Annotated in this window: 23 protein-coding genes; 16 read left to right on the forward strand and 7 right to left on the reverse strand. The window is 63.6% G+C overall.

The annotated features are described in order from the left end of the window. Positions 1 to 50 precede the first annotated feature (50 nt). The 4 genes from ACFHWW_RS21300 (at position 51) to ACFHWW_RS21315 (ending at position 3,141) form a co-directional block, all read left to right on the forward strand. On the forward strand, positions 51 to 761 hold the full coding sequence (locus tag ACFHWW_RS21300; RefSeq protein ID WP_379940656.1) for a phosphoribosyltransferase: 711 nt from the start codon (positions 51 to 53) through the stop codon (positions 759 to 761). 278 nt (positions 762 to 1,039) lie between these two features. After that, complete coding sequence (locus tag ACFHWW_RS21305) at positions 1,040 to 2,332, forward strand: NCS2 family permease (protein ID WP_014530473.1); 1,293 nt, start codon at positions 1,040 to 1,042, stop codon at positions 2,330 to 2,332. A gap of 169 nt (positions 2,333 to 2,501) precedes the next feature. Next, positions 2,502 to 2,741: a DUF4160 domain-containing protein gene (locus ACFHWW_RS21310; protein ID WP_018097064.1), complete on the forward strand. Its 240-nt coding sequence runs from the start codon at positions 2,502 to 2,504 to the stop codon at positions 2,739 to 2,741. Next, positions 2,734 to 3,141, forward strand: a complete 408-nt coding sequence (locus tag ACFHWW_RS21315; RefSeq protein ID WP_102762372.1) for a DUF2442 domain-containing protein — start codon at positions 2,734 to 2,736, stop codon at positions 3,139 to 3,141. Before ACFHWW_RS21310 ends, ACFHWW_RS21315 begins: the two co-directional genes overlap by 8 nt. 110 nt (positions 3,142 to 3,251) lie before the next feature. On the opposite strand, the gene alc is transcribed toward ACFHWW_RS21315, so the two are convergent. Both alc and puuE read right to left on the reverse strand, forming a co-directional pair. Beyond that, positions 3,252 to 4,274: an allantoicase gene (gene alc / locus ACFHWW_RS21320; protein ID WP_379940659.1), complete on the reverse strand. Its 1,023-nt coding sequence runs from the start codon at positions 4,272 to 4,274 to the stop codon at positions 3,252 to 3,254. A 9-nt stretch (positions 4,275 to 4,283) separates the two neighbouring features. Then, positions 4,284 to 5,699: an allantoinase PuuE gene (gene puuE, locus ACFHWW_RS21325; RefSeq protein WP_379940661.1), complete on the reverse strand. Its 1,416-nt coding sequence runs from the start codon at positions 5,697 to 5,699 to the stop codon at positions 4,284 to 4,286. 167 nt (positions 5,700 to 5,866) lie between these two features. On the opposite strand from puuE, the gene uraH reads away from it, so the two are divergent. Genes uraH through xdhC form a run of 4 tightly spaced genes read left to right on the forward strand, consistent with a single transcriptional unit; the run spans position 5,867 to position 10,965 of the window. Continuing rightward, on the forward strand, positions 5,867 to 6,238 hold the full coding sequence (gene uraH, locus ACFHWW_RS21330; RefSeq protein ID WP_102762375.1) for a hydroxyisourate hydrolase: 372 nt from the start codon (positions 5,867 to 5,869) through the stop codon (positions 6,236 to 6,238). Between the two features lie 5 nt (positions 6,239 to 6,243). Further along, entirely contained in the window at positions 6,244 to 7,725 is a 1,482-nt protein-coding gene (gene xdhA, locus ACFHWW_RS21335; protein ID WP_102764245.1) for a xanthine dehydrogenase small subunit, read from the forward strand. A 13-nt stretch (positions 7,726 to 7,738) separates the two neighbouring features. Continuing rightward, positions 7,739 to 10,072: a xanthine dehydrogenase molybdopterin binding subunit gene (gene xdhB, locus ACFHWW_RS21340; RefSeq protein WP_379940664.1), complete on the forward strand. Its 2,334-nt coding sequence runs from the start codon at positions 7,739 to 7,741 to the stop codon at positions 10,070 to 10,072. Positions 10,073 to 10,107: 35 nt separating this feature from the next. After that, complete coding sequence (gene xdhC / locus ACFHWW_RS21345; protein WP_379940795.1) at positions 10,108 to 10,965, forward strand: xanthine dehydrogenase accessory protein XdhC; 858 nt, start codon at positions 10,108 to 10,110, stop codon at positions 10,963 to 10,965. Here the strand turns inward: xdhC and ACFHWW_RS21350 are convergent. Continuing rightward, complete coding sequence (locus ACFHWW_RS21350; RefSeq protein ID WP_379940666.1) at positions 10,955 to 11,347, reverse strand: winged helix-turn-helix transcriptional regulator; 393 nt, start codon at positions 11,345 to 11,347, stop codon at positions 10,955 to 10,957. The two genes, xdhC and ACFHWW_RS21350, sit on opposite strands and share 11 nt — an antisense overlap. Before the next feature lie 100 nt (positions 11,348 to 11,447). Between ACFHWW_RS21350 and ACFHWW_RS21355 the strand changes: the two genes are divergently transcribed. Continuing rightward, entirely contained in the window at positions 11,448 to 12,428 is a 981-nt protein-coding gene (locus ACFHWW_RS21355) for a zinc-binding alcohol dehydrogenase family protein (protein ID WP_379940668.1), read from the forward strand. Between the two features lie 11 nt (positions 12,429 to 12,439). Here the strand turns inward: ACFHWW_RS21355 and ACFHWW_RS21360 are convergent, their stop codons facing one another. Further along, positions 12,440 to 13,387: a LysR family transcriptional regulator gene (locus ACFHWW_RS21360; protein ID WP_018097054.1), complete on the reverse strand. Its 948-nt coding sequence runs from the start codon at positions 13,385 to 13,387 to the stop codon at positions 12,440 to 12,442. Positions 13,388 to 13,536: 149 nt separating this feature from the next. On the opposite strand from ACFHWW_RS21360, the gene ACFHWW_RS21365 reads away from it, so the two are divergent. After that, the gene (locus ACFHWW_RS21365) at positions 13,537 to 14,775 is read left to right on the forward strand and encodes a urate hydroxylase PuuD (RefSeq protein WP_379940670.1); all 1,239 of its coding nucleotides are present in this window, start codon (positions 13,537 to 13,539) and stop codon (positions 14,773 to 14,775) included. Next, positions 14,772 to 16,115, forward strand: coding sequence for a guanine deaminase (gene guaD / locus ACFHWW_RS21370; protein ID WP_379940672.1), 1,344 nt, complete (start codon positions 14,772 to 14,774; stop codon positions 16,113 to 16,115). The genes ACFHWW_RS21365 and guaD overlap by 4 nt, the downstream gene beginning before the upstream one ends. Positions 16,116 to 16,302: 187 nt before the next feature. Here the strand turns inward: guaD and ACFHWW_RS21375 are convergent, their stop codons facing one another. Together ACFHWW_RS21375 and ACFHWW_RS21380 are read right to left on the reverse strand one after the other, a co-directional pair. Continuing rightward, positions 16,303 to 16,809 carry an Hsp20/alpha crystallin family protein gene (locus ACFHWW_RS21375; RefSeq protein WP_379940674.1) on the reverse strand — a complete coding sequence of 169 codons (507 nt, stop codon included), beginning with the start codon at positions 16,807 to 16,809 and terminating at the stop codon, positions 16,303 to 16,305. A gap of 119 nt (positions 16,810 to 16,928) precedes the next feature. Continuing rightward, positions 16,929 to 17,408: an Hsp20 family protein gene (locus tag ACFHWW_RS21380; protein ID WP_275599763.1), complete on the reverse strand. Its 480-nt coding sequence runs from the start codon at positions 17,406 to 17,408 to the stop codon at positions 16,929 to 16,931. Between the two features lie 375 nt (positions 17,409 to 17,783). Here ACFHWW_RS21380 and ACFHWW_RS21385 point away from each other — a divergent pair, with 375 nt between their 5' ends. From ACFHWW_RS21385 to ACFHWW_RS21405, 5 genes are all read left to right on the forward strand, one after another. Then, entirely contained in the window at positions 17,784 to 18,089 is a 306-nt protein-coding gene (locus ACFHWW_RS21385; RefSeq protein WP_018097049.1) for a DUF982 domain-containing protein, read from the forward strand. A 95-nt stretch (positions 18,090 to 18,184) separates the two neighbouring features. Then, on the forward strand, positions 18,185 to 18,403 hold the full coding sequence (locus ACFHWW_RS21390) for a hypothetical protein (protein WP_379940677.1): 219 nt from the start codon (positions 18,185 to 18,187) through the stop codon (positions 18,401 to 18,403). 35 nt (positions 18,404 to 18,438) lie between these two features. Continuing rightward, a complete protein-coding gene (locus ACFHWW_RS21395; RefSeq protein ID WP_379940679.1) occupies positions 18,439 to 18,672 on the forward strand; it encodes an AbrB/MazE/SpoVT family DNA-binding domain-containing protein in 234 nt (77 codons plus the stop codon). Next, positions 18,669 to 19,073, forward strand: a complete 405-nt coding sequence (locus ACFHWW_RS21400; RefSeq protein ID WP_379940681.1) for a type II toxin-antitoxin system VapC family toxin — start codon at positions 18,669 to 18,671, stop codon at positions 19,071 to 19,073. Before ACFHWW_RS21395 ends, ACFHWW_RS21400 begins: the two co-directional genes overlap by 4 nt. 71 nt (positions 19,074 to 19,144) lie before the next feature. Then, complete coding sequence (locus tag ACFHWW_RS21405) at positions 19,145 to 19,411, forward strand: DUF982 domain-containing protein (RefSeq protein WP_379940683.1); 267 nt, start codon at positions 19,145 to 19,147, stop codon at positions 19,409 to 19,411. A 39-nt stretch (positions 19,412 to 19,450) separates the two neighbouring features. Here the strand turns inward: ACFHWW_RS21405 and pbpC are convergent, their stop codons facing one another. Beyond that, entirely contained in the window at positions 19,451 to 21,595 is a 2,145-nt protein-coding gene (gene pbpC, locus ACFHWW_RS21410; protein ID WP_379940685.1) for a penicillin-binding protein 1C, read from the reverse strand. Positions 21,596 to 21,602: the final 7 nt, after the last annotated feature.

Raw genomic sequence — 21,602 nt, forward strand, 5'->3', positions numbered from 1 at the left:
CGAAAAACTCTGGGATCAGAACCTTTTACTCACCCGAACGGACGCTTGGCATGACGGAAACGAAGGCGATCGAGCCGCACGATTACTGGCAGGAGGTCTTTCCACCCGGTAGCTTTGTCAAGCACGGCGGCTTCCGCGCCTCATTTCCAGCCACTCTCGCGGACGGACGCCAGATCCTGCTGCCGATCCGGCCGCTTTCGGACGGAAAGCATGCGCTGGCCTCGCTGATCATCAATCAGGCGAGCTTCGAGGTGGAGGACGCGCTCGCGGAGGAACTGGCCGGCCGACTGGCGCCCTTCCGGCCGGAAATCGTCGCGGGTCTTCCGACACTCGGACTGACGCTTGCCGCAGCCGTTGCCCGCAAGCTCGGCCACAAGCGCTATGTGCCGCTCGGAACCTCGCGAAAATTCTGGTACGTCGACGAACTCTCCGTTCCCCTGTCGTCCATCACGACACCGGGCCAGAAGAAGCGACTCTACGTCGATCCCCGCATGCTGCCGCTGTTGAGGGGCCGGCGGGTCGCCCTGATCGACGATGTGATATCGAGCGGGGCCTCGATACTTGCCGGCCTGTCGCTGATGGCGGCCTGCGGCATCGAGCCGGTCGCGATCGCTGCCGCCATGTTGCAGTCGGACCGGTGGCGCAAGCCGCTCGCGGACCTCTCGCCGCAATGGCCGGAGCGGACCGTAGGCGTCTTCGCGACGCCGATGCTCGTCCGGGCCGAAGACGGCGCCTGGACCGCGTCCGATACCCGGATCTAACGTTGCCGGTGCCCGGAGCAACGCCCGGAATGCCCTCGAAAACTTGAAAGTCTTTCGCTCCCGGCGTCGAAATCGGTGGCTAGCGATCATGCGCGCGAAAACGCACAATCGGGTGCTTGCGATGGCGTCCCATCCGGCGAGGCCGCACGGCCTGGATCATACCCCCTGAAGAAATATCGGGGCGCGATCAACTAGCAATGGCCGGGCTCTTGGAGGAGCAACACACCCGGTCTCTGTCGTTCGGCTGCGTCGAGATGACGTCTGCCAAGGGAGGAAAAATGTTTGAACGACTCTTCAAGCTTAAGGAGCACGGCACGACCGTCCGCACGGAAGTGATCGCCGGCGTTACCACGTTCCTTACGATGTCCTACATCATCTTCGTCAATCCTGACATCCTGTCGACCACGGGCATGGACCGCAACGCGATCTTCGTCGCGACCTGTCTTGCGGCCGCTCTCGGCTCCGCCGTCATGGCTCTCGTTGCCAATTGGCCGATCGGCATGGCGCCCGGCATGGGCCTCAACGCATTTTTCGCCTTCACGGTCGTCGCCGCCCTCGGCTTCACCTGGCAGCAGGCACTCGGCGCCGTCTTCATCTCCGGCATCATTTTCCTGCTCCTGACGGTCACGGGGGTCCGAAGCTGGCTGATTGCAGGCATACCGCATTCGCTGCGCAGCGCGATCGCGACCGGTATCGGCCTGTTCCTGGGCATCATTGCCCTGAAAAATGCCGGCATCGTCGTCGACAATCCGGCGACGCTGGTCGGCCTCGGCGATCTCAAGCAGACCGGACCGCTGCTCGCGATCCTCGGCTTCTTCGTCATCGCCGTTCTCGACGCGCTCAATGTCCGCGGATCCATCCTCATCGGCATCCTGGTGGTAACGGTCCTGTCGATGTTTCTCGGCGTGTCGGAATTCCAGGGCATCGTCTCTGCGCCGCCGAGCATTGCGCCGACCTTCCTCCAGCTCGACATCATGGGCGCCCTGCATGGCGGTCTTGTCCACGTCATTCTCGTCTTCGTGCTCGTCGAGGTCTTCGACGCGACCGGCACGCTGATCGGTGTCGCCAAGCGCGCGAAACTGGTGGAAGAGGGCAAGCCCAGCCGTCTCGGGCGTGCATTGCTTGCCGACAGCTCGGCCATCGTCGCCGGCTCGCTGATGGGCACCAGCAGCACGACCGCCTATGTCGAAAGCGCCTCGGGCGTGCAGGCGGGCGGGCGCACCGGTCTGACGGCGCTGACGATCTCGGTGCTGTTCCTCGCCGCACTCTTCATCTCGCCGCTTGCCGCCGCCGTTCCGTCCTATGCGACCGCGCCGGCACTGCTTTACGTTGCCGGCCTGATGATGCGCGAGCTCACGGAGATCGAATGGGACGACCTGACGGAGGCGGCACCCGCGGCGCTGACCGCCATCGCCATGCCCTTCACCTATTCGATCGCCAACGGTCTCGCCTTCGGCTTCGTAAGCTATGTCGTCCTGAAGGTCTGCACCGGCAAGTGGAACGTCATCCATCCGGCGACCCAGCTCGTCGCGGCACTGTTCATCGTCCGCTTCGCATTCTTCGCCGAGTGACGGAGCATGGTTGGGGGAGGGTCGCGACCGGCGCGGCCCTCCAAGCCGCCACGGTCGTTGACAAGCCGTCAAACCCCTGGCGTTCTTGCCGGACTTTAAGACATACTTCGCGGCGCTCGCGTGACAAAGTTGGACTTGAGTAACCCATCATGATAGGTTACTTGCGTGTATGGTCACGATCTATCGCGCAAACGGCCTGAGCGTCGTCATCTTTACTGACGATCATGAACCGGCCCATGTACATGTCTTTGGCGATGGGCAGGTCAAGATCAACCTGATCGGACCGGATGGCGTTCCGGAATTGATTTGGGCTGATGGCATGAAGCGGAGCGATGTGCGCCGGGCCGTCCAGATCGTCAACGAACGGCAACAGCAATTCCTCGGCAGATGGAGGGCGATTCATGGCTGAATTGACGGACACCCAAATCGACGCAGCTTTGGAGAGCGGCCGGATGGCGCGAGAAACAGAGCCCCGTGCTGCATCTGCGCGCTATGACGAGCGAAGCGGCCGGATCGTTGTGGAGTTGACCAATGGCTGCACGTTCGCCTTTCCGCCACGCCTGGCGCAGGGACTGGAAGATGGGAGCAGCGATCAGCTCGCCGCAGTCGAGATCCTTGGGCAAGGTTATGGCCTGCATTGGGAGGCCTTGGACGTCGATCTTTCGATTCCGGGCCTTTTGGCCGGCATATTCGGCACCAAGGCTTATATGGCGCGGCGGGCGGGGCAAGCGACATCGCCGGCGAAGGCAGCAGCCGCGCGTGCTAATGGTGCCAAGGGCGGGCGGCCGCGCAAAGCGGCCCGCGGCTAGAGCGGGATTAGGAAAAGTGTGCGCGGTCTTCCGCCCACGTCCCGCTCTAACCTATTGAAATCGATCACACTCACGACTCTAGGGTCAAACCGACCTAATGTCACTCTGATCTAGGATATGCTCGCCTCGGCGACCCGGCCGTAAATGCGCAGGCGGCTGACGCCGCCATCCGGGTAGATGTTCAGGCGCACATGCGTAACCGGACCGGCATGTCCAAGCATATCTGCCCCATACTCATGGATGCTGTCGGCGGAAAGCTTCCGGTGCGGCAGAAGCTCTTCCCAGAACATCGCGGAGGAGGCGGCGAGCATGTCGCACCCGGCAGCCACGCCTGCGAGGTCAGCCGCCTGTAGCGAGCAACCGTCCGGGTAGTTGCCCTTGAAGTGCGCCGTGTCGACGACGATGCGATCGACGTGCCCGCGTGCGGCAAGCTTGACGATGATCCAGTCGTAGCCCGGTTCGCGGCGTCGGCGCGTTTCCCAGCCATCGCCCATATTCGTACCCCGGCCGGGCGCAATGAGGCGCTCGTGGCCGTAATGGCCGTTGGAGAAGGCGACGATCCGGCCCCCGGAAAGGCAGGAGGCGAGATCGATCGTCTCGTTCGCCATAGCCTTGAGATCGAGTGCCGGAGTGCCGTAGACCCGCAGCCGGGCGATACCGCCATCCGGATGGATGCGCAACCGGACATGGCTGTAGACCGCGTCGGAGTGCACGGCGAAGAAGTGATGTGCATTCGGTCCGAGGGCGGTGACCGCCAGCAGTTGGATCCACTCTGTCGCCTCGTCCGGATCTTCCGCCGAATGACAGGCTTCTATCGAGCAGGCGCTCGGATAATTGCCGGTGAAGTGCGACGTGTCGACGTCGAAGCCGGCAATCCGCCCTTTCACGGCGAGCGCGATGACCGCGTAGTCGTGGCCGACACCGCGGCGGCGGCGGGTTTCCCAGCCGTCCATCCATTTGCCGTTATCGTCGTAAAGGCCGGGGTGGAACGCGGCCGGCTCGTCCTTGAGCATGCGCTCCACCGGGCCGAAGAATTCGTCCGTCGCAAAGAGCGCGCGGGCGCCGAGGCCCGCGGAAGCGAGGTTGATCGTCCCGCCCGCAAAGCCGGGGGGAACTTCAGCGGCGCGCGTCATGGCGCCGCCTCAGTCCGCCAAAGTGTCGCGCAGCCGCAACAGCGCGATCCGCTCCACCTGGCGGCACGCGGTGTTGAACTCGGTCTCCCGATCGTTGCCGATACGGTTCTCGAAGGCGGCAAGAATCTCGTCCTTGCTGCGCCCCTTGACGGCCATGATGAAGGGAAAGCCGAACTTCTCGACATAGGCATGGTTGAGGGCCGTGAAGCGCTCGCGCTCCTGATCCGTCAGCGCGTCGAGACCCGCCGAAGCCTGCTCCGAAGTCGAGCTTTCGGTCAGGCGCTTCGCCTGGGCGAGCTTGCCGGCAAGATCGGGGTGGGCTGTAAGGACGGTTAGCCGTTCCTCTTCGCTTGCCTCGCGAAAGACCGCGCAGAGCGCCGCGTGCAGTCCCGACGCGGTGTCGTTGGCGGGGCCAAGTTCGCCTGCGAAGGCGCGTCTGGCGATCCAGTCCGAGTGCTCGAACACGCCTCCGAAGCGACCAATGAAGTCATCTTTCGACAGTCGCGACGGCCGATTTTCATTCGGCTGGAACGGATAGGTTTCTGCCCAGTAGCGGGCAATGTCGATGCGGCGGGCGAGCCAGACCTTCTCGTGGCTCTTCACGTAGTCGAGGAAGCGCGCCAGTGCAGCGGCGCGGCCGGGCCGGCCGACCAGACGGCAGTGGAGGCCGATGCTCAACATCTTCGGTGAGCCGGCAGTGCCCTCGGCGTAGAGAACGTCGAAACTGTCCTTCAGATAGCTGAAGAACTGGTCGCCGCTGTTGAAGCCCTGTGGCGTTGCGAAACGCATGTCGTTGGCGTCGAGGGTGTAGGGGATGACGAGCTGGTGCCGACCGGCATGTTCGTGCCAGTAGGGCAGGTCGTCCGCATATGCGTCGGAGACGTAGTCGAAGCCGCCGGTCTCGGTCACGAGGTCGAGCGTGTTCACGGAACAGCGGCCGGTATACCAGCCGGTCGGCCGTTCGCCGGTTACGATCGTGTGAAGGCGGATCGCCTCGGCAATCTCGGCGCGCTCGCGCTCCGCGTCGAAATCCTTGTGCTCGATCCATTTGAGGCCGTGGGAAGCGATTTCCCAGCCGGCGTCCTGCATGGCGGCCACCTGGGCGGGCGATCGCTTGAGGGCCGTGGCCACGCCGTAGACGGTTGCCGGTATCTCCTTTTCGGTGAACAACCGGTGCAGCCGCCAGAAACCGGCGCGCGCGCCGTATTCGTAGATCGATTCCATGTTCCAGTGGCGCTGACCTGGCCAGGCCTGAGCGCCGACGATTTCCGAGAGAAAGGCCTCCGACGCCGCGTCGCCGTGAAGCACGCAGTTCTCTCCGCCCTCCTCGTAATTGATCACGAATTGCACGGCGATCCGGGCGCCGTCGGGCCAGGCGATGCGCGGGTTTGGACCATGGCCCAGGAGATCGCGGGGATATCTCATAGCAGCAGCTCCTCCAGAGATTGTCTCGTCGCCCAATTCGTAGCGAGAATTCCGCTCTCCCATTCCCCCCGAAAAATTTGAAAGTCTCGAAGGTTGAGCCCGCTACACAAGGGCGCCCGCCCCCCGGATACTCTATCCTCGATGCTGACTTTCGGAGGAGCGACAGAATGCAAGTTCAAGACGGAACGCCCGGGCGCCTGACGACCCACGTATTGGACACGGCGAGCGGGAAACCGGCAAGCAATCTGCGCATCGATCTCTACCGGATTGAAGGTGAGCGGAGTGAGCTCCTCTCCTCTACCCGCACCAACGATGACGGGCGCTGCGACGCGCCGCTTCTCAACGGCTCCACAATGGCAACCGGAACCTACGAACTGCGCTTTCACGCCGGAGAATATCTCGGCACTGCGGATGAGCGCGGCACGCACCCGTTTCTCGACGTGATCCCTATCCGCTTCGGGATCGCCGACCGGGCCGCGCATTATCACGTGCCGCTCCTGCTTTCGCCCTACGGCTATTCCACCTATCGCGGGAGCTGACGGCAATGACCACCGAAATCCGCAATACGATCCGTTTCCTTTTGAACGACCGGCCCGTCGAGCTTGCCGATGTATCGCCGGTGCAGACGCTGCTGGACTTTCTGCGCATCGACCGGAGTCTGCGCGGGACGAAAGAAGGCTGCGCGGAAGGCGACTGCGGCGCCTGCACCGTGCTTGTCGGCCGGCTTCTCGACGGCAAGCTCAAATACGAATCCGTCAACGCCTGCATCCGCTTCGTCGCATCGCTTGACGGCTGCCATGTGGTGACGGTCGAAGCGCTTGCGCAGCCGAACGGGCCGCTGCACCCCGTGCAGCAGGCGATGGTCGACACGCACGCCTCGCAATGCGGTTTCTGCACACCCGGTTTCGTGATGTCGCTCTACGGCCTCTGGATGACGAATGCGAAGCCGAGCGTTCAGGAAATCGAGAAGGCGCTGCAGGGCAATCTCTGTCGCTGCACCGGTTATGCGGCGATCATTCGGGCGGCGGAAGCGATTGCATCGGTCGGCGAGCTCGGCAAGGATCCGCTGATCGTGGAACGCGAGGAGATCACGCGGCAACTGGAGGCGCTTCGGGACGGGCGCCGCGTCGAGATCGGAGGCGAAGACGAGCGCGTCGTGCTTCCGGCCTCGCTGGACGATTTCGCCGTGGTTCTTGAGACGAACCCCAAGGCGACGATCGTCGCCGGTTCGACCGATGTCGGGCTCTGGGTCACCAAATTCATGCGCGACATCGCGCCGGTCGTCCATCTCTCGCATCTTGAAGAACTGCGGCGGATTTCCGTCGACGCGAACGGGATCAGCCTTGCCGCCGGCGTAAGCTACACGGAGGCCTATCCGGTCATCGTCCGGCACTTCCCGCAACTTCGCGAGCTCTGGGATCGTATCGGCGGCGAGCAGGTGCGCAATATGGGCACGGTCGGAGGCAATATCGCCAACGGTTCGCCGATCGGCGACACGCCGCCGGCGCTGATCGCACTTGGCGCTTCGGTGATCCTGCGCAAGGGAGCACGCCGCCGCACGCTACCCCTCGAAGCCTTCTTCATCGAATACGGCAAGCAGGATCGCGAACCCGGCGAATTCGTAGAGACTGTCCGGATCCCCTTCCTGGACGAGACCGACCGCTTCGCCGTCTACAAGATCACGAAACGATTCGATGAAGATATCTCCGCAGTCTGTGGCGCGTTCCGCGTGAAGCTCGACGGTGACGGCAAGGTTGCCGACGTGGCTATCGCCTTTGGCGGCATGGCGGGCACGCCGAAGCGCGCGTCGAACGTGGAGGCCGCTCTCAAGGGCGCGCAATGGAACGACGCTGCCATCGAGGCTGGCGTAGCGGCCTTCGAGCGGGATTACACGCCGCTCACCGACTGGCGCGCCTCCTCCGAATATCGGATGCTCGTTGCAAGGAATCTTCTGCGGCGCTTCCATCTGGAAACGCAGGAAACGCGCAATATCCGGATCGACCGCACGGTCGCGGTGGCTATGTAGAGAGGGTGGACCCATGAATGTGATGCAGCCCGTCGATCGCGTCCGCGGCGCCGTCCACGACAAGGAACGCCACGAATCCGGTCACAAGCACGTTTCCGGAACCGCAGAATACATCGATGACATTCCCGAGCCCGCGGGCACCCTTCATGGCTATCTGGGGCTCTCGCAGCGCGCGCATGCCGAAATCCTGTCGGTGGATTTCGAGGCCGTGCGTAACAGTCCTGGTGTCGTGGGAGTGCTCACGGCGGAGGACATACCCGGCGAGAACGATATCAGTCCGGCGCACAAGCACGACGATCCGGTCTTCGCGACCGGCAAGGTCGAGTTCCACGGCCAGCCCATCTTCGCGGTCATCGCGACCTCGCGCGAGGCCGCCCGGCGCGCGGCCGCCAAGGTAAAGATCGATTATCGCGATCTGCCGCATGTGACCGATGTTCTCGAAGCCGCGGCTGCGAACTATCCGCCGGTGATCGATCCCCTGAAGCTCGAGCGCGGCGACATCGATGCCGGCTTTGCCAAGGCTAAAAACACCGTTTCCGGCGAAATGCGTATCGGTGGCCAGGATCACTTCTATCTCGAAGGCCAGATCTCCTTTGCGATCCCCGGCGAGGATGACGAAGTGACGGTCTTTTCCTCGACCCAGCATCCGAGCGAGACGCAACTCATGGTCGCCCATGTGCTGGGCGTGCCGTCGAATGCAGTGACCGTGAACGTCCGGCGGATGGGCGGCGGCTTCGGCGGCAAGGAGACGCAGGCAAATCTTTTCGCTGCGGTTGCGGCAGTGGCCGCGAGGAAATACCGCCGCGCGGTCAAGGTGCGCCCGGACCGCGACGACGACATGACGGCGACCGGCAAGCGCCACGACTTTCACGTCGATTACAAGGTCGGCTTCGACGACGAGGGCCGCATCGAGGCGGTGGACGCGGTCTTCGCCGCCCGCTGCGGCTTCTCGGCCGACCTTTCCGGACCGGTGACCGATCGCGCGCTCTTCCACGCCGACAATTGCTATTTCTACCCGAACGTCCGGCTGCGCTCGCGGCCGCTGAAGACCAACACGGTCTCGAACACCGCGTTCCGGGGTTTCGGTGGACCGCAGGGCATGGTCGGCGGCGAGCGGATAATCGAAGACGTCGCCTACGCGCTCGGCAAGGACCCGCTCGAAATCCGCAAGCTCAATTTCTATGGCGGCGAGGGGCGTAACCTGACGCCGTACCACCAGACGGTGGAGGACAACATCATCGGCCGGATCATCGACGAGCTCGAGGCTTCGTCCGACTATGCGGCCCGGCGGCAGGCGGCCGTCGCATTCAACCGCGAGAGCTCCGTCATCAAGCGCGGCATCGCGCTGACGCCGGTGAAGTTCGGCATCTCCTTCACCAAGACGGAATACAATCAGGCCGGCGCCCTGGTCCATGTCTATACGGATGGCTCAATCCAGCTGAACCACGGCGGCACGGAGATGGGGCAGGGGCTCTACACCAAGGTGGCGCAGGTCGTAGCGGACGAGTTCCAGGTCGACCTCGACCATATAAAGGTGACCGCGACCTCGACCGGCAAGGTGCCGAACACCTCGGCGACGGCCGCTTCGTCCGGCTCGGACCTCAACGGCATGGCAGCCGCCAATGCCTGTCAGCAGATCAAGGAGCGGCTCGTGCGCTTCGCGGCCGAGCACTACGGCGTGAGCGAAGCTGATATCGCCTTCGAGCCCAACACGGTCCGGATCGGCGCCGGACGCATCGCCTTTACCGATCTTATCAAGGCGGCTTATGCCGCGCGCGTGCAGCTTTCGGCGGCCGGTTTTTACAAGACCCCGAAGATCCACTGGAGTCGCGCCGAAGGGCGGGGGCGTCCATTCTATTACTTCGCCTATGGCGCCTCCTGCTCCGAGGTCAGCGTCGACACACTGACCGGTGAGTACCAGGTCGAGCGGACCGATATCATCCACGATGTCGGCAAGTCTCTGAACCCGGCGCTCGACCTCGGCCAGGTCGAAGGCGCCTTCGTGCAGGGCATGGGCTGGCTGACGACGGAGGAACTCTGGTGGGATGCCAAGGGCCGGTTGCGGACGCATGCGCCCTCCACCTACAAGATCCCACTCGCCTCCGATCGCCCGCGCGTGTTCAACGTGCGCCTGGCCGAATGGTCCGTCAACCGGGAGGAGACGATCCGGCGCTCGAAGGCGGTCGGGGAACCTCCTTTCATGCTGGGGATTTCGGTTCTGGAGGCGATATCCATGGCAGCGGCGAGCGTCGCGGATTATCGTATTCCGCCGCGCATCGATGCCCCGGCGACGCCGGAGCGCGTGCTGATGGCGGTCGAGCGCCTGCGCGCCCACCGGGACGGGTAGGGACGATCGCGCGGCGAAGAGAATGGATGACTGAGATGGCGCGCCGAGAAGACATCCGGGATTTCCTGAGCCGTGAAAGCGCCTGCGTGCTTGTCGAGGTGGCGAGCGCGGCAGGCTCGACGCCGCGCGATACCGATGCCTGGATGCTCGTTTCAAAAGACCGCACCTTCGCCACGATCGGCGGCGGACAGCTGGAATTCATGGCGATCGACCACGCGCGGAAACTCGTTCAGGGGGCGAAGGCGGATCTTCGACTGGCGATCCCCCTCGGCCCGGAGATCGGCCAATGCTGCGGCGGCCACGTCGCGCTTTCCTTCAAAAAGGTCGATGCGGACACGCGTGCGACACTCATCGAGCGCAGCGACGATGAGATCGCGCATCGGCCGCATGTCTATATCTTCGGCGCCGGCCACGTCGGCAACGCGCTCGCCATGGCGCTGTCGCACGTGCCGCTCAGGACCGTTCTCGTCGACACCCGCGAACATGAACTCTCGGCCGCCGACGTGCCGGGTATCGAGACCTGCCTGACCGCAATGCCCGAAGCCGTCGTGCGCGACGCGCCCCCGGGCAGCGCCTTCGTCGTCCTCACCCACGATCACGCACTCGACTTCCTGATCGCGGCTGAGGCGCTCGGGCGCGAAGACGCCAGTTACGTCGGCATGATCGGTTCGAAGACGAAGTGCGCGACTTTCAAGAACTGGCTGTCGCGAGAGGTCAATCGTCCTGAGCTTTTCGAGAGGCTGGTTTGCCCGATCGGCGGTACGGTGGTGAAGGACAAGCGGCCGCCGGTGATCGCAGCCCTTGCCGCGGCCGAGATAATGACCGCGGCGCTGAACCGCCATCTGCAGCCTCGCGCGCTCGCCCCGAAGAGCCAGAGATCGATCAAGGCATAGGCCGGTTGTCGCCCTTTCGCGGGCGGATCACGCAGTCTGTCACGCGATCGGCCTCGTTCAGTTCGGCGGTGTGGCGCTGACCCCACTCGCAGAGTGCCAGCAGGACTGGCTCGAGGCTGAGGCCGAGCGTCGTCGCAGAATATTCGACGCGCGGCGGTATCTCGCGGAAAATCTGCCTGTGTACGAGGCCATGCTCCTCCATTTCGCGGAGCTGCTGGATCAGCACTTTCTGGCTGACGGCGGGTATCAGCCTTCGCAACTCGGAAAGCCGCTTCGGCCTATCGAACAGATGGTAGAGGATGATGGCTTTCCAGCGTCCGGAGATCACCTTGAGTGCGCGCTCGGAGGGCAGCACCGGCAATTTCTTTATGATCTCGGCCATGGTTACCCATCGGTCAGTATGGAACGAAAGAGTGTGTAGATGCGGTCCGAAGACTACCCCTAAATAACCGCGCAAACCAACAGTTTCGAGGTAAGTTCTTATGAAGGCCATTGAATTTCGCCGCTTCGGGGCGCCAGACGTGCTCCGAAGCGTCGATGTCCCTACACCGAGCCCGGGCAGAGGCGAGGCGCTCATCCGCGTGGGTGCCGTCGGCGTCAACTATTTCGAGGTTCTGATGCGGCAGGACCGCTACGCGGTCACGCCCGAACTGCCGATGATCCCGGGTGTGGAGGTCGCCGGCGTCGTCGCAGCGGTCGGAGAGGATCTTCCTCAAGATCTCGTCGGCAGTCGTGTCGCGGCCCCGATGTTCGCTCATGGGCGGGGTACCGGCGGATATGCCGAATATGTGGCGGTCGAGGCCGCGATGCTGGTGCCGATCCCGGACGGACTTTCCTTCGAAGCGGCTGTTGCCATGATGGTACAGGGCCTCACGGCTCTTTATCTCGTCCGGCAAAGCGCGCTGCAGAACAAAACGCTGCTGATCAGCGCTGCGGCAGGCGGTGTAGGTTCACTGCTCGTGCAATTGGCAAGGAAAGGCGGTGCGCGGACGATCGTTGCCGTTGCGAGTTCGGAGGAAAAGCTCGACTTCGCCCGTTCGATGGGTGCTCACGTCGGCATCAACTATGCGGCCCCTGATTGGACGGCAACGCTCAGGAGGGCTTTGAACGGTGGCGGAGTCGACATTCTCTACGATTTCGTCGGCGGCGAATTTACCGGCGCTGCGATCGATCTGCTGGCACCGGCGGGAGAGCTGGTTTTCGGGGCCCTCGGCAGGTTTGCGTTGAGCGCCCGGCAAGCAGAATCGATGTTCGCACTGAACCAATCCCTGCGCGGCTTCGCCTTACTGCCGCTCTTGAACCTCGCCGGCTTGAAGGCGGATCTCACCGAGCTTTTCAACCGGGCGCAAGAGGGCGCCTTGACGGTCGCGATCGACAGCCGCTTTTCGCTGGATCGGGCAGCGGACGCACACCGGGCGATCGAGAGCCGCCGAACGATCGGTAAGGTCGTGCTTGTGCCTTGAGGGCGCTGCGCTCAAGCGCTTGAACGCTCCTGCACCTCATGAGGCTCGGCAAGCACTTTGCCGATCAGCCGCTGACAGCGCTCGGCCATGAAGTCGATCATCAGCCGGACCTTCGGATCCTGGAAGCGCTTGTGCGGGTAGATCGCCGCAAGCTGGGCGCCGAGCGGCGGCGTCTCCTCGAGCACCGGGACGAGCAAGCCCTCGTCGATATGCTGTTTCACCTCGAAGAGCGGCTTGTTGACGATGCCGCGTCCGTCAAGCGCCCACTGGGTGAGCACGTCGCCATCATCCGAATCATAAGGACCGCCGACCTCGAACTTGCGGACGCCATCCGGTGTCTGCAAGGTCCAGTAATACTCCTTCGACCCGGGATAGCGCAGCAGAAGACAGTCGTGGCTGTGGCTTAGGAGGTCGTCCGGCGACGAGGGGATGCCGCGCCTTTCGAAATAGCGCGGCGACCCGCAGAGCACGCGGTCGCAGTTCATGATGCCGCGCATGCGCAGGTTCGAATCCTCGAGTATGCCGAGCTTGAAGGCGATGTCGACGCCCTCGGCAAGGATGTCGACATTATGATCGGAGAGGCGCAACCGCACCTCGATATCCGGGTAGCGGTCGTGAAACTCCGGTATGCCGGGCGCGATCAGCCGCCGGCCGATGCCGAGCGGGGCGGTGATCTTCAGCGCTCCCTTCGGATTTCTTGAAAGATCGGCGATGGCGCTCTCCGCCTCGTTCACCGCTTCGAGGATCTTTACCGCGCCTTCGTAGAAGACGCGTCCGTGCTCGGTCGGCGTCAGTTTTCTGGTGGTGCGGTTGAACAGGCGCACGCCCATATGCCGCTCCAACTCCTTGATTCTGTTGCTGGCAACCGCCGGCGTGACGCGCTGATCGCGGCCCGCTGCCGACAGCGTTCCAAGTTCCACGACGCGCACGAACACACGCACATTATCGAGATAGGACATGCTTCCGCCTCTGCTCTTCCGGCGCGAACGTAGCGCTCCGGCCCCTCTTCGATTTTATAGTTTTTTTTGAAAGAGTTGGTGCGATGGCGCCGTTCCCGCCTCCCCAAGCAATGACACATAATGAGCGCGAGAGAAATGGGGAGAACTCAATGTACGAGTATGCCATCGCCTGGGATTGGCTGACATTTGCGGTGAGATGGCTGCATGTCATCACCGGCATAGCCTGGATCGGCTCATCCTTCTACTTCGTCGCGCTCGACCTGGGGCTGAAGCAGCGTCCGGGCATGCCGGTCGGCGCCTACGGCGAAGAATGGCAGGTGCATGGCGGCGGCTTCTATCACATCCAGAAGTATCTGGTTGCGCCGGAAAACATGCCGGAGCACCTGATCTGGTTCAAGTGGGAGTCCTACGTCACGTGGCTCTCCGGTTTCGGCATGCTTGCGCTCGTCTATTATGCCGGCGCGGACCTTTACCTCATCGATCCGAACGTGCTCGACGTCTCCAAGCCGATGGCCATCGCCATCTCGCTGGCCTCGCTCGGCTTCGGCTGGCTTGCCTATGACACGATCTGCCGTTCGCCGTTCGGCAACGACAATACGCAGCTGATGGTGCTGCTCTATTTCATCCTCGTCGCCGTCGCTTGGGGTTACACCCAGCTCTTCACGGGCCGGGCTGCCTATCTCCATCTCGGCGCCTTCACGGCGACCATCATGTCGGCCAACGTGTTCTTCATCATCATCCCGAACCAGAAGAAAGTCGTGGCCGACCTGATCGCAGGCCGTACGCCCGATCCTGCGCTCGGAAAGCAGGCGAAGCAGCGTTCGACGCACAACAACTATCTGACGCTACCCGTGCTGTTCCTGATGCTTTCGAACCATTATCCGCTCGCCTTCGGCACGCAGTATAACTGGATCATCGCCTCGCTGGTCTTCCTCATGGGGGTCACGATCCGTCACTGGTTCAACACCCGCCACGCCAACAAGGGCAGCCCGACCTGGACATGGCTCGCGACGGTGCTTCTGTTCATCGCCATCATGTGGCTCTCCACCGTGCCCAAGGTTCTCTCCGAAGGCGGAGAGGCCAGGGCTTCGACGGCCGTCGAGGCCGTCGTCGCGTCGCCGGACTTTTCCAAAGTGCGCGATACCGTGCTTGGCCGCTGTTCCATGTGCCATGCGCGCGAGCCCGGATGGGAAGGCATAATCGTGCCGCCGAAGGGCGTCGTTCTCGAAGCCGACCGCGACATCGTCGCGCATGCCCGCGAAATCTACCTGCAGGCGGGGCGATCGCATGCCATGCCGCCTGCCAACGTCACCGGCATCACCGAGGAGGAACGCCAGCTTATCGCCTCCTGGTACGAGACGACCGTAAAGGAAGGAAAGGTCCAATGAACGATCTCTTGATCCGCGGCCGCGTGCTGACTTTCGTCAAGGAACCCGAGAGCATCGACGATGCCAGCTCCTACCGCTACTTCGAGGACGGCGCCGTTTTCGTGAGGAACGGCAAGATCGAGGGCCTCGGCCCTTACGGCGACATAGCGAGGCAGGCGGGGCCCGGCGTAGAGGTCGCCGATCATCGGCCGCACCTCGTACTGCCCGGTTTCATCGATACGCACCTGCATTTCCCGCAGACACAGGCTATCGCCTCCTACGGTGCGCAGCTCCTCGAATGGCTGAACACCTATATCTTCGTCGAGGAGCAGAAGTTCAAGTCGCCCAAGCACGCCGCCTTCATCGCGGGCCGCTTCATGGACGAACTCCTCTCCAACGGCACGACCACCGCAGTTGCCTATTGTTCTGTGCATCCGGAAAGCGTCGATGCCTTCTTCACCGCGGCCGAAGAGCGAAACATGCTGATGATCGGCGGCAAGGTGATGATGGACCGCAACGCGCCGGACGCGCTGCAAGACACGCCGGAAAAGGGCTATGACGAGACGAAGGCGCTCATCGTCAGGTGGCACGGCCGCGGCCGCGCGCATTATGCGATCAGCCCGCGGTTCGCGATCACTTCGACGCCGGAGCAGATGGAGGTGAGCCGCGTGCTCGCTGCCGAGCATCCGGATTGCTACGTTCAGACCCACCTGTCCGAAAACCGGGACGAGATCGCTTTCGCCACCTCGCTCTATCCGGAAGCGAAGGACTATACCGACATTTATGCGCGCTACGAGCTGCTCGGCCGCAAGACTCTGCTCGGCCATTGCATCCATCTGAGCGACCGCGAGATATCGGTCCTCGCAGAGACCGGGGCGGTCGGCGTTTTCTGTCCGACCTCGAACCTGTTCCTCGGCAGCGGGCTCTTCGATCGCGATCGTTTCGACAGGCTCGGCGCACGCCATGCGGTTGCGACCGATGTCGGCGGCGGTACGAGTTTCTCGATGCTGGAAACGATGGACGAAGCCTATAAGGTGCTGCACCTGCAGGGCCAGCGGCTCTCGCCGCTCAATTCCTTCTACATGTTGACGCTCGGCAATGCGCGCGCGCTCGATCTTGAACATCGGATCGGCTCGCTGCATGCTGGCGCGGATGCGGACATCGTCGTTCTCGACAGCCGCGCCAAGCCGGCCATGGAGCTCAGGATGCAGGTTGCCTCGACGCTTGCCGAAGAGCTCTTCATTCTGCAGACCATGGGCGACGACCGCTCGGTGGCCGAGGTATATGTGGCGGGCGAGCCGATGAAGAGCGGCCGGCGGGAGACGAAGGCCGAGGCCGTGAGGGCACTGGCGACGGCATAGCTGAAAGTACGATCAAAGGAAGCGTGCAGCAGGCCCGCATCCGCCTGCCGGCAGCTCGCCCATTTAGATAGTGAGCTTCGCGAGGGACGGGGAAGGTGCCGCGAACCCCTTCGCCCCCGCCTGTGGGGAGCAGGTGCCGGCAGGCGGGTGAAGGGCCTTCGCCGACGGCGGGGACCGCAACAGGCAACTACCGCCCGTTGATCGCAATGCGCTTGGCTTTCGACTGGGCCTGCTCCGTCTTCGGCAGGGTCACCGTCAGGACGCCATTGCGGAAGGTCGCATTCACCCTGCTTTCATCCACCTCGTATCCGAGCGGAATGCGCCGTTCGAAGCGACCGTAATATCGCTCAGAGAACTGGTTTTCCTCGTCCTCGGTCTCTGCCCGTTTTTCGCCTCGCAGCGACAGCACGCCCTCGGACAAGGACAGTTCGACATCCTTTTCCTCGAGACCCGGCAGTTCAGCGGTCACCTTGATTTCCTTATCCCGGTCGGAGACCTCCACGCTCGGCCAGCCGCCTGCAAGACCCGTAAGGCCGCTGAAGGGCAGGCGGGTTTCGAAGCTGCGGAAGGCGTCGTCGAACAGGCGGTTCATTTCCCTGTGGAGCGCCAGGAAGGGATTTCGGTCGTTGTCGCGATAGGAAGCCGGCACCTGGCCCTGCGCGCGGCCCCATGGGATGAGATCACGTACATTCATCGGTCCGTTCCTTTCTTTGCACTAGGAGCGGGGTGTGGCGTCTTGCGGCCTCTCCCGCTCCCATTCCGGAACCGAAGCGTCAGCGTCCGCCGGCGCTTCGGTGCGATTGGCATGCGCAGCTACGCTGCGTGCTTTTCGCCTTCGATCTGTTTCGAGGCCTCGCCGGCCGGCAATGCCTCTGCCTGATGTATCTCTATCCGACGCGGCTTCATCTGCTCGGGAAGCTCACGGACGAGGTCGATCTTGAGCAGGCCGTTGGCGAGGTTGGCGCCGGTGACGCTGACAAAGTCGGCGAGCTGGAAGCGACGCTCGAAGTTGCGGGCGGCAATACCGCGGTAGAGATACTCGGTGTCGTCTTCCCCGGTTTTCGCACCGGTAACGGTCAGCATCTGCTGCTCGTGCGTGATGGTGATCTCGTCCGGGGCGAAGCCCGCTACCGACATTGCGATCCGGTACTGGTTCTCACCGACCCGCATAATGTCGTAGGGCGGCCAGTTGTCGTTAGGCGCCAGGCGACTTGCGGAATCCAAGAGATCGAACAGATGTTCGAAGCCAACGCTGGAGCGCGACAGCGGCGAGAAATCGAAGCTTGTTCTCATAGCCATATCCTCCTTGAGCAACATGGACGATGAGGAGCGCCGAAGAGAACGGAGCTCCTCGACTGCGAGCCCCTTACAGGCGGCTCTCGCACCCGATTTAGTCATTCGAAGCCGGGTTTCAAGGGTCTCCGGGCATCGATTTTCGTCCGTTGCTCCGGGCCGGTGGTGGCCGCAAAAACCGGCCGTTCGAACGAGGGCTCAAGCCGCTGATCGAGGTTCTTGAATTTACCTTTTCCGCTCCAATATCTGGTGAGCGCGATACGTTTTCGAGACGCGCAGAGATCAATACGGCACCTCGCAGCGCTGCCTGGTTCGTTCGACCCGTGAGAGTGCAGCGGGCGTGCAGTTCATTGACGGCATAGGAAAGGAGGAAAAATGCTTCTCAATGAGATCCCCTGGACGATCCCTCTCACCGTGCGCCTTTCCAACGGTCTGACGCACACTTTTGCCTCCGTTTACGAGGCCCTCGACTTCCTGGAAAACGAGTGGCCGCTCAGGAAGGGCGAACGCTACGAACGGGCGGTGCGGACCTGTCGGCGGGCGTTGAACCGGATGACGCCGGCGGCAGTGGCGCGGGAAGCCTTCATCGCCGCTTGCCTTGAAGCGGGCATGCCGCTCGTCATGGCACCGCCGGCCCGCGAGCCGCAGGGCGATAGCGTCAAGGCCGCGCAAACGGCGTAAAGCGGGAGGATCAGGTCATCATGCACAGACCCCGGCATGCGCGCCGCGGCGCCGTCTTCATTTCGGCGACGCGAAACGTCTGTTAAGACGACGAAATGGCCTCCGGGCGGGGGCCGGACGATGATCTGCTACCAGATACGCGCGACGCCGGTAAATGCTGCGGCTGTACGCGCGAGCAATTGCGTGTGATCGCTGGCCGGGCGCGCAGTTGGGAGGGGGCGTTTCCCGATGTGGAAGCCGTGCTCGACGAGGCCCTATCGCTCGTCGAGCGCATGCTTGCACGCTCCGTTCTTGAAATCGAACGTGTAAAGTAATACCTGAAATGAAGCATTCCTTACCGAGGTAGATGATGAGCGCGACGGTGACGACAAAAGGTCAGGTGACCATCCCGAAGCCGGTGCGGGACTTCCTTGGCATCGTGCCGGGAACACGGGTGGATTTTCTGCGTGCCGCAGACGGCACCGTGGTTTTGACGCGGGCGGATGAGAAGCGGCCTGCGAGCCGCTTCAGCAAGCTGCGCGGCCATTCCGGGAAGGGTTTGAGCACCGATGCCATCATGGCGCTGACGCGCGGTGACGAGTGACGTTCGTCGATACGAACGTCCTGCTCGATGTGGTGACCGACGATCCGACCTGGGCGGATTGGTCGATCGGGCAACTCGAAGCCGCGACGTTGCGCGGGCCGCTTCTGATCAATGATGTCGTCTATGCCGAACTTGCGGTGCGCTACGAGCAGATCGAGCGACTGGATGCGTTTGTGTCGGAAGCCGGGATCGATATCGCCGCCATGCCGCGGCCGGCGCTTTTTCTGGCTGGCAAGGTGTTCCTGAAATATCGCAAGGCAGGTGGACAGCGCACTGGCGTCCTGCCGGATTTCTTCATCGGCGCGCATGCCGCCGTCGACCGGTTGGATCTGTTGACGAGGGATACGGGGCGGTATCGGAAGCATTTCCCGACTGTAACGTTGATTACGCCGGACCGATAGGTCGCTTAATCGCGGGGATGCGCCGAAGCGGGCTCTAGCAGCAACAGATTCCCTGGACGATCCCTCTCACCGTGCGCCTTTCCAACGGTCTGACGCACACTTTTGCCTCCGTTTACGAGGCTCTCGACTTTCTGGAAAACGAGTGGCCGCTCAGGAAGGGCGAACGCTACGAACGGGCGGTGCGGACCTGTCGGCGGGCGTTGAACCGGATGACGCCGGCGGCAGTGGCGCGGGAAGCCTTCATCGCCGCTTGCCTTGAAGCGGGCATGCCGCTCGTCATGGCATCGCCGTCCCGCGAGCCGCAAGGCGATAGCGTCAAGGCTGCGCAAAGGGCGTAAAGGAGGCGGACCGGCGGTCGCCTGGAGGGTCCGTTCGTTTCACTGGACGAAGACGCGTACGCTGGCGGCACGCCCCAGCGCATCGATGACCGTGAGTGTCGAGTAGCCGCCGCCATCCGGCAGCCACTGGCTGACGCGCCGTCGGGTCACGTCGGGTAGCGGGCGGCCGTTGGCAAGCCAGCGAAAGGGCGCCCGGCCGCCCTGGAGCTTCAGCGTCAAGGGCGTGATCTCGCCGTCCCCATGCGCGCCAAGCTCGACGCGGGCGCCTTCCGGCGGGAACACGATCTGCGGCGCCGCTTCACGGGCCGAGGCCGAAAGCAGCCCGTTCGCCGTGACCGAGAAGCGCCGCTGGCTGATCGGCAGATCGGCCTGAACAAGCCGGACGGCGCCCGCGGGCGGGCCGGGCAGGGGTGTTATCGCGATCCCCGCCTTGGCAAATCCTTCGAAGAGAATCGGCGCCGCCGCACCGTAACCGGTCAGGCCGGGCACGGCGCCATTGTCGGCCCGGCCGACCCAGACACCGAGCACATAGCGGCCGTCGAAGCCTACGGACCAGGCATCGCGATAGCCGTAGCTGGTGCCGGTCTTATAGGCGATGCCGTGCCGGCGGCTTCCCGCCGGTGGCAGCACGTCGGAGAGTATGTCGGCGACATGCCAGGCGGCGACCGCCGACAGGAGCGGTTCGCCGTCGATGGGGCCGGGCACGCCTTCGATGCCGTCGCCGAGGCGCACCGGCCAGCCCTGGTTCGCCAGGCCCGCATAGAGCTGCACGAGCTCGCGAAGCGTGATGCCGACGCCGCCGAGGCCGATCGCAAGCCCCGGCGCCTCGTGCGGCGGCAATTTCGGCCTGACGTCGGCGCGCCGGAAGCGCACCATCAGGCGCGACGGACCGATGGCATCGAGCAGGCGGATCGCCGGCACGTTCAGGGACAGTTGCAGCGCCTCACGCACGCTGACGTCGCCCTGATAACTCATGTCGAAATTGCGCGGCCGGTAGCCGAAGAAGTCCGCCGGCCGGTCTTCGATGATCGTCTCCTGGCTGACGAGGCCCTCCTCGAAGGCAAGACCGTAGATGAAGGGTTTCAGCGTCGATCCGGGGGAGCGGGTGATCCGCGTCATGTCGATCCAGCCCGAGCGGCTTGCGTCGAAATAGTCGGCCGAGCCAACCTCGCCGACGATCTCGCCGGTCCTGCTATCGGCCATGACCATGGCGACCGACACCTTGGGGCCGAGCCTTGCAGCACCTTCGCGGGCGACGCCTTCGAGGCCCCGTTGGATATTGCGGCTAAGCGTTGTCGGATGCCTGCGCTCCGCCGGATGCTTCCGTCGCGCCGCCTCGGCGAGATGGGCAGCATGGGCGGGAAGCTGCAGCCGGCGCGTCGGTATGGCGGTCATCGCCGCCCGCTCCGCTTCGCCTTCGCCGATCACCCTGGCGACCGCGGCGCGGGCGAGCACGCGTTTGCGGGCTGCTTCGGCAGCGGCAAGATTGCGGTCGGGCCGGCGCCTTTCCGGCAGTTGCGGCAACGCGACGAGCAGTGCTGCCTCTCCAGCCGAGAGGCGGCGCGGCTCCTTGCCGAACCAGGCGAGGCTTGCCGCGCGCACGCCCTCGAGATTGCCGCCATAGGGCGCATGGGTCAGATAAAGATCGAGAATCTCGTCCTTGCCGAGGCGCCGTTCGATCTGGATGGCGCGCGCCACCTGCCGAAGCTTCGCCGCCAGCGTGCGTCTCTCCCGCGGCTCGATAAGCCGCGCCACCTGCATGGAGAGCGTGGAAGCGCCGGAAACGACATGGCCGCTGGTGATGAACTGCAGCGCGGCACGAGCGAGCGCCAACGGATCGACCCCGTGATGTTCGCGAAAGCGCTGGTCCTCATAGGCGATCAGCATTGCGATGAAGCGCGGGTCGACATCCTGCGCGGTCGTCTTCAGCCGCCACAGGCCATCCTTGGTCGCGAAGGCGCGCAGGAGGTGGCCGTCTCTGTCGAGAACTTCGGCCGAGACCGTTTCGGCCTCGGAGAGCGGCGGCGGAAAGGCCCTGTCGGCCCATTCGAGGGTGAAGACTGCGAGAGCGGACAGGATCAGGACGAGGGATACGACGACGATCGCCCGGCCGCGTCTGGATGGGTCGCGTAGGGCTGCTGCCCCAATGCCTTTGCGGTTCGACTTCCGCAGAGAGAACATCATCCTGCGT

This window comes from Sinorhizobium sp. P24N7, from assembly GCF_042436655.1.
Lineage (GTDB): Bacteria > Pseudomonadota > Alphaproteobacteria > Rhizobiales > Rhizobiaceae > Sinorhizobium > Sinorhizobium meliloti_A.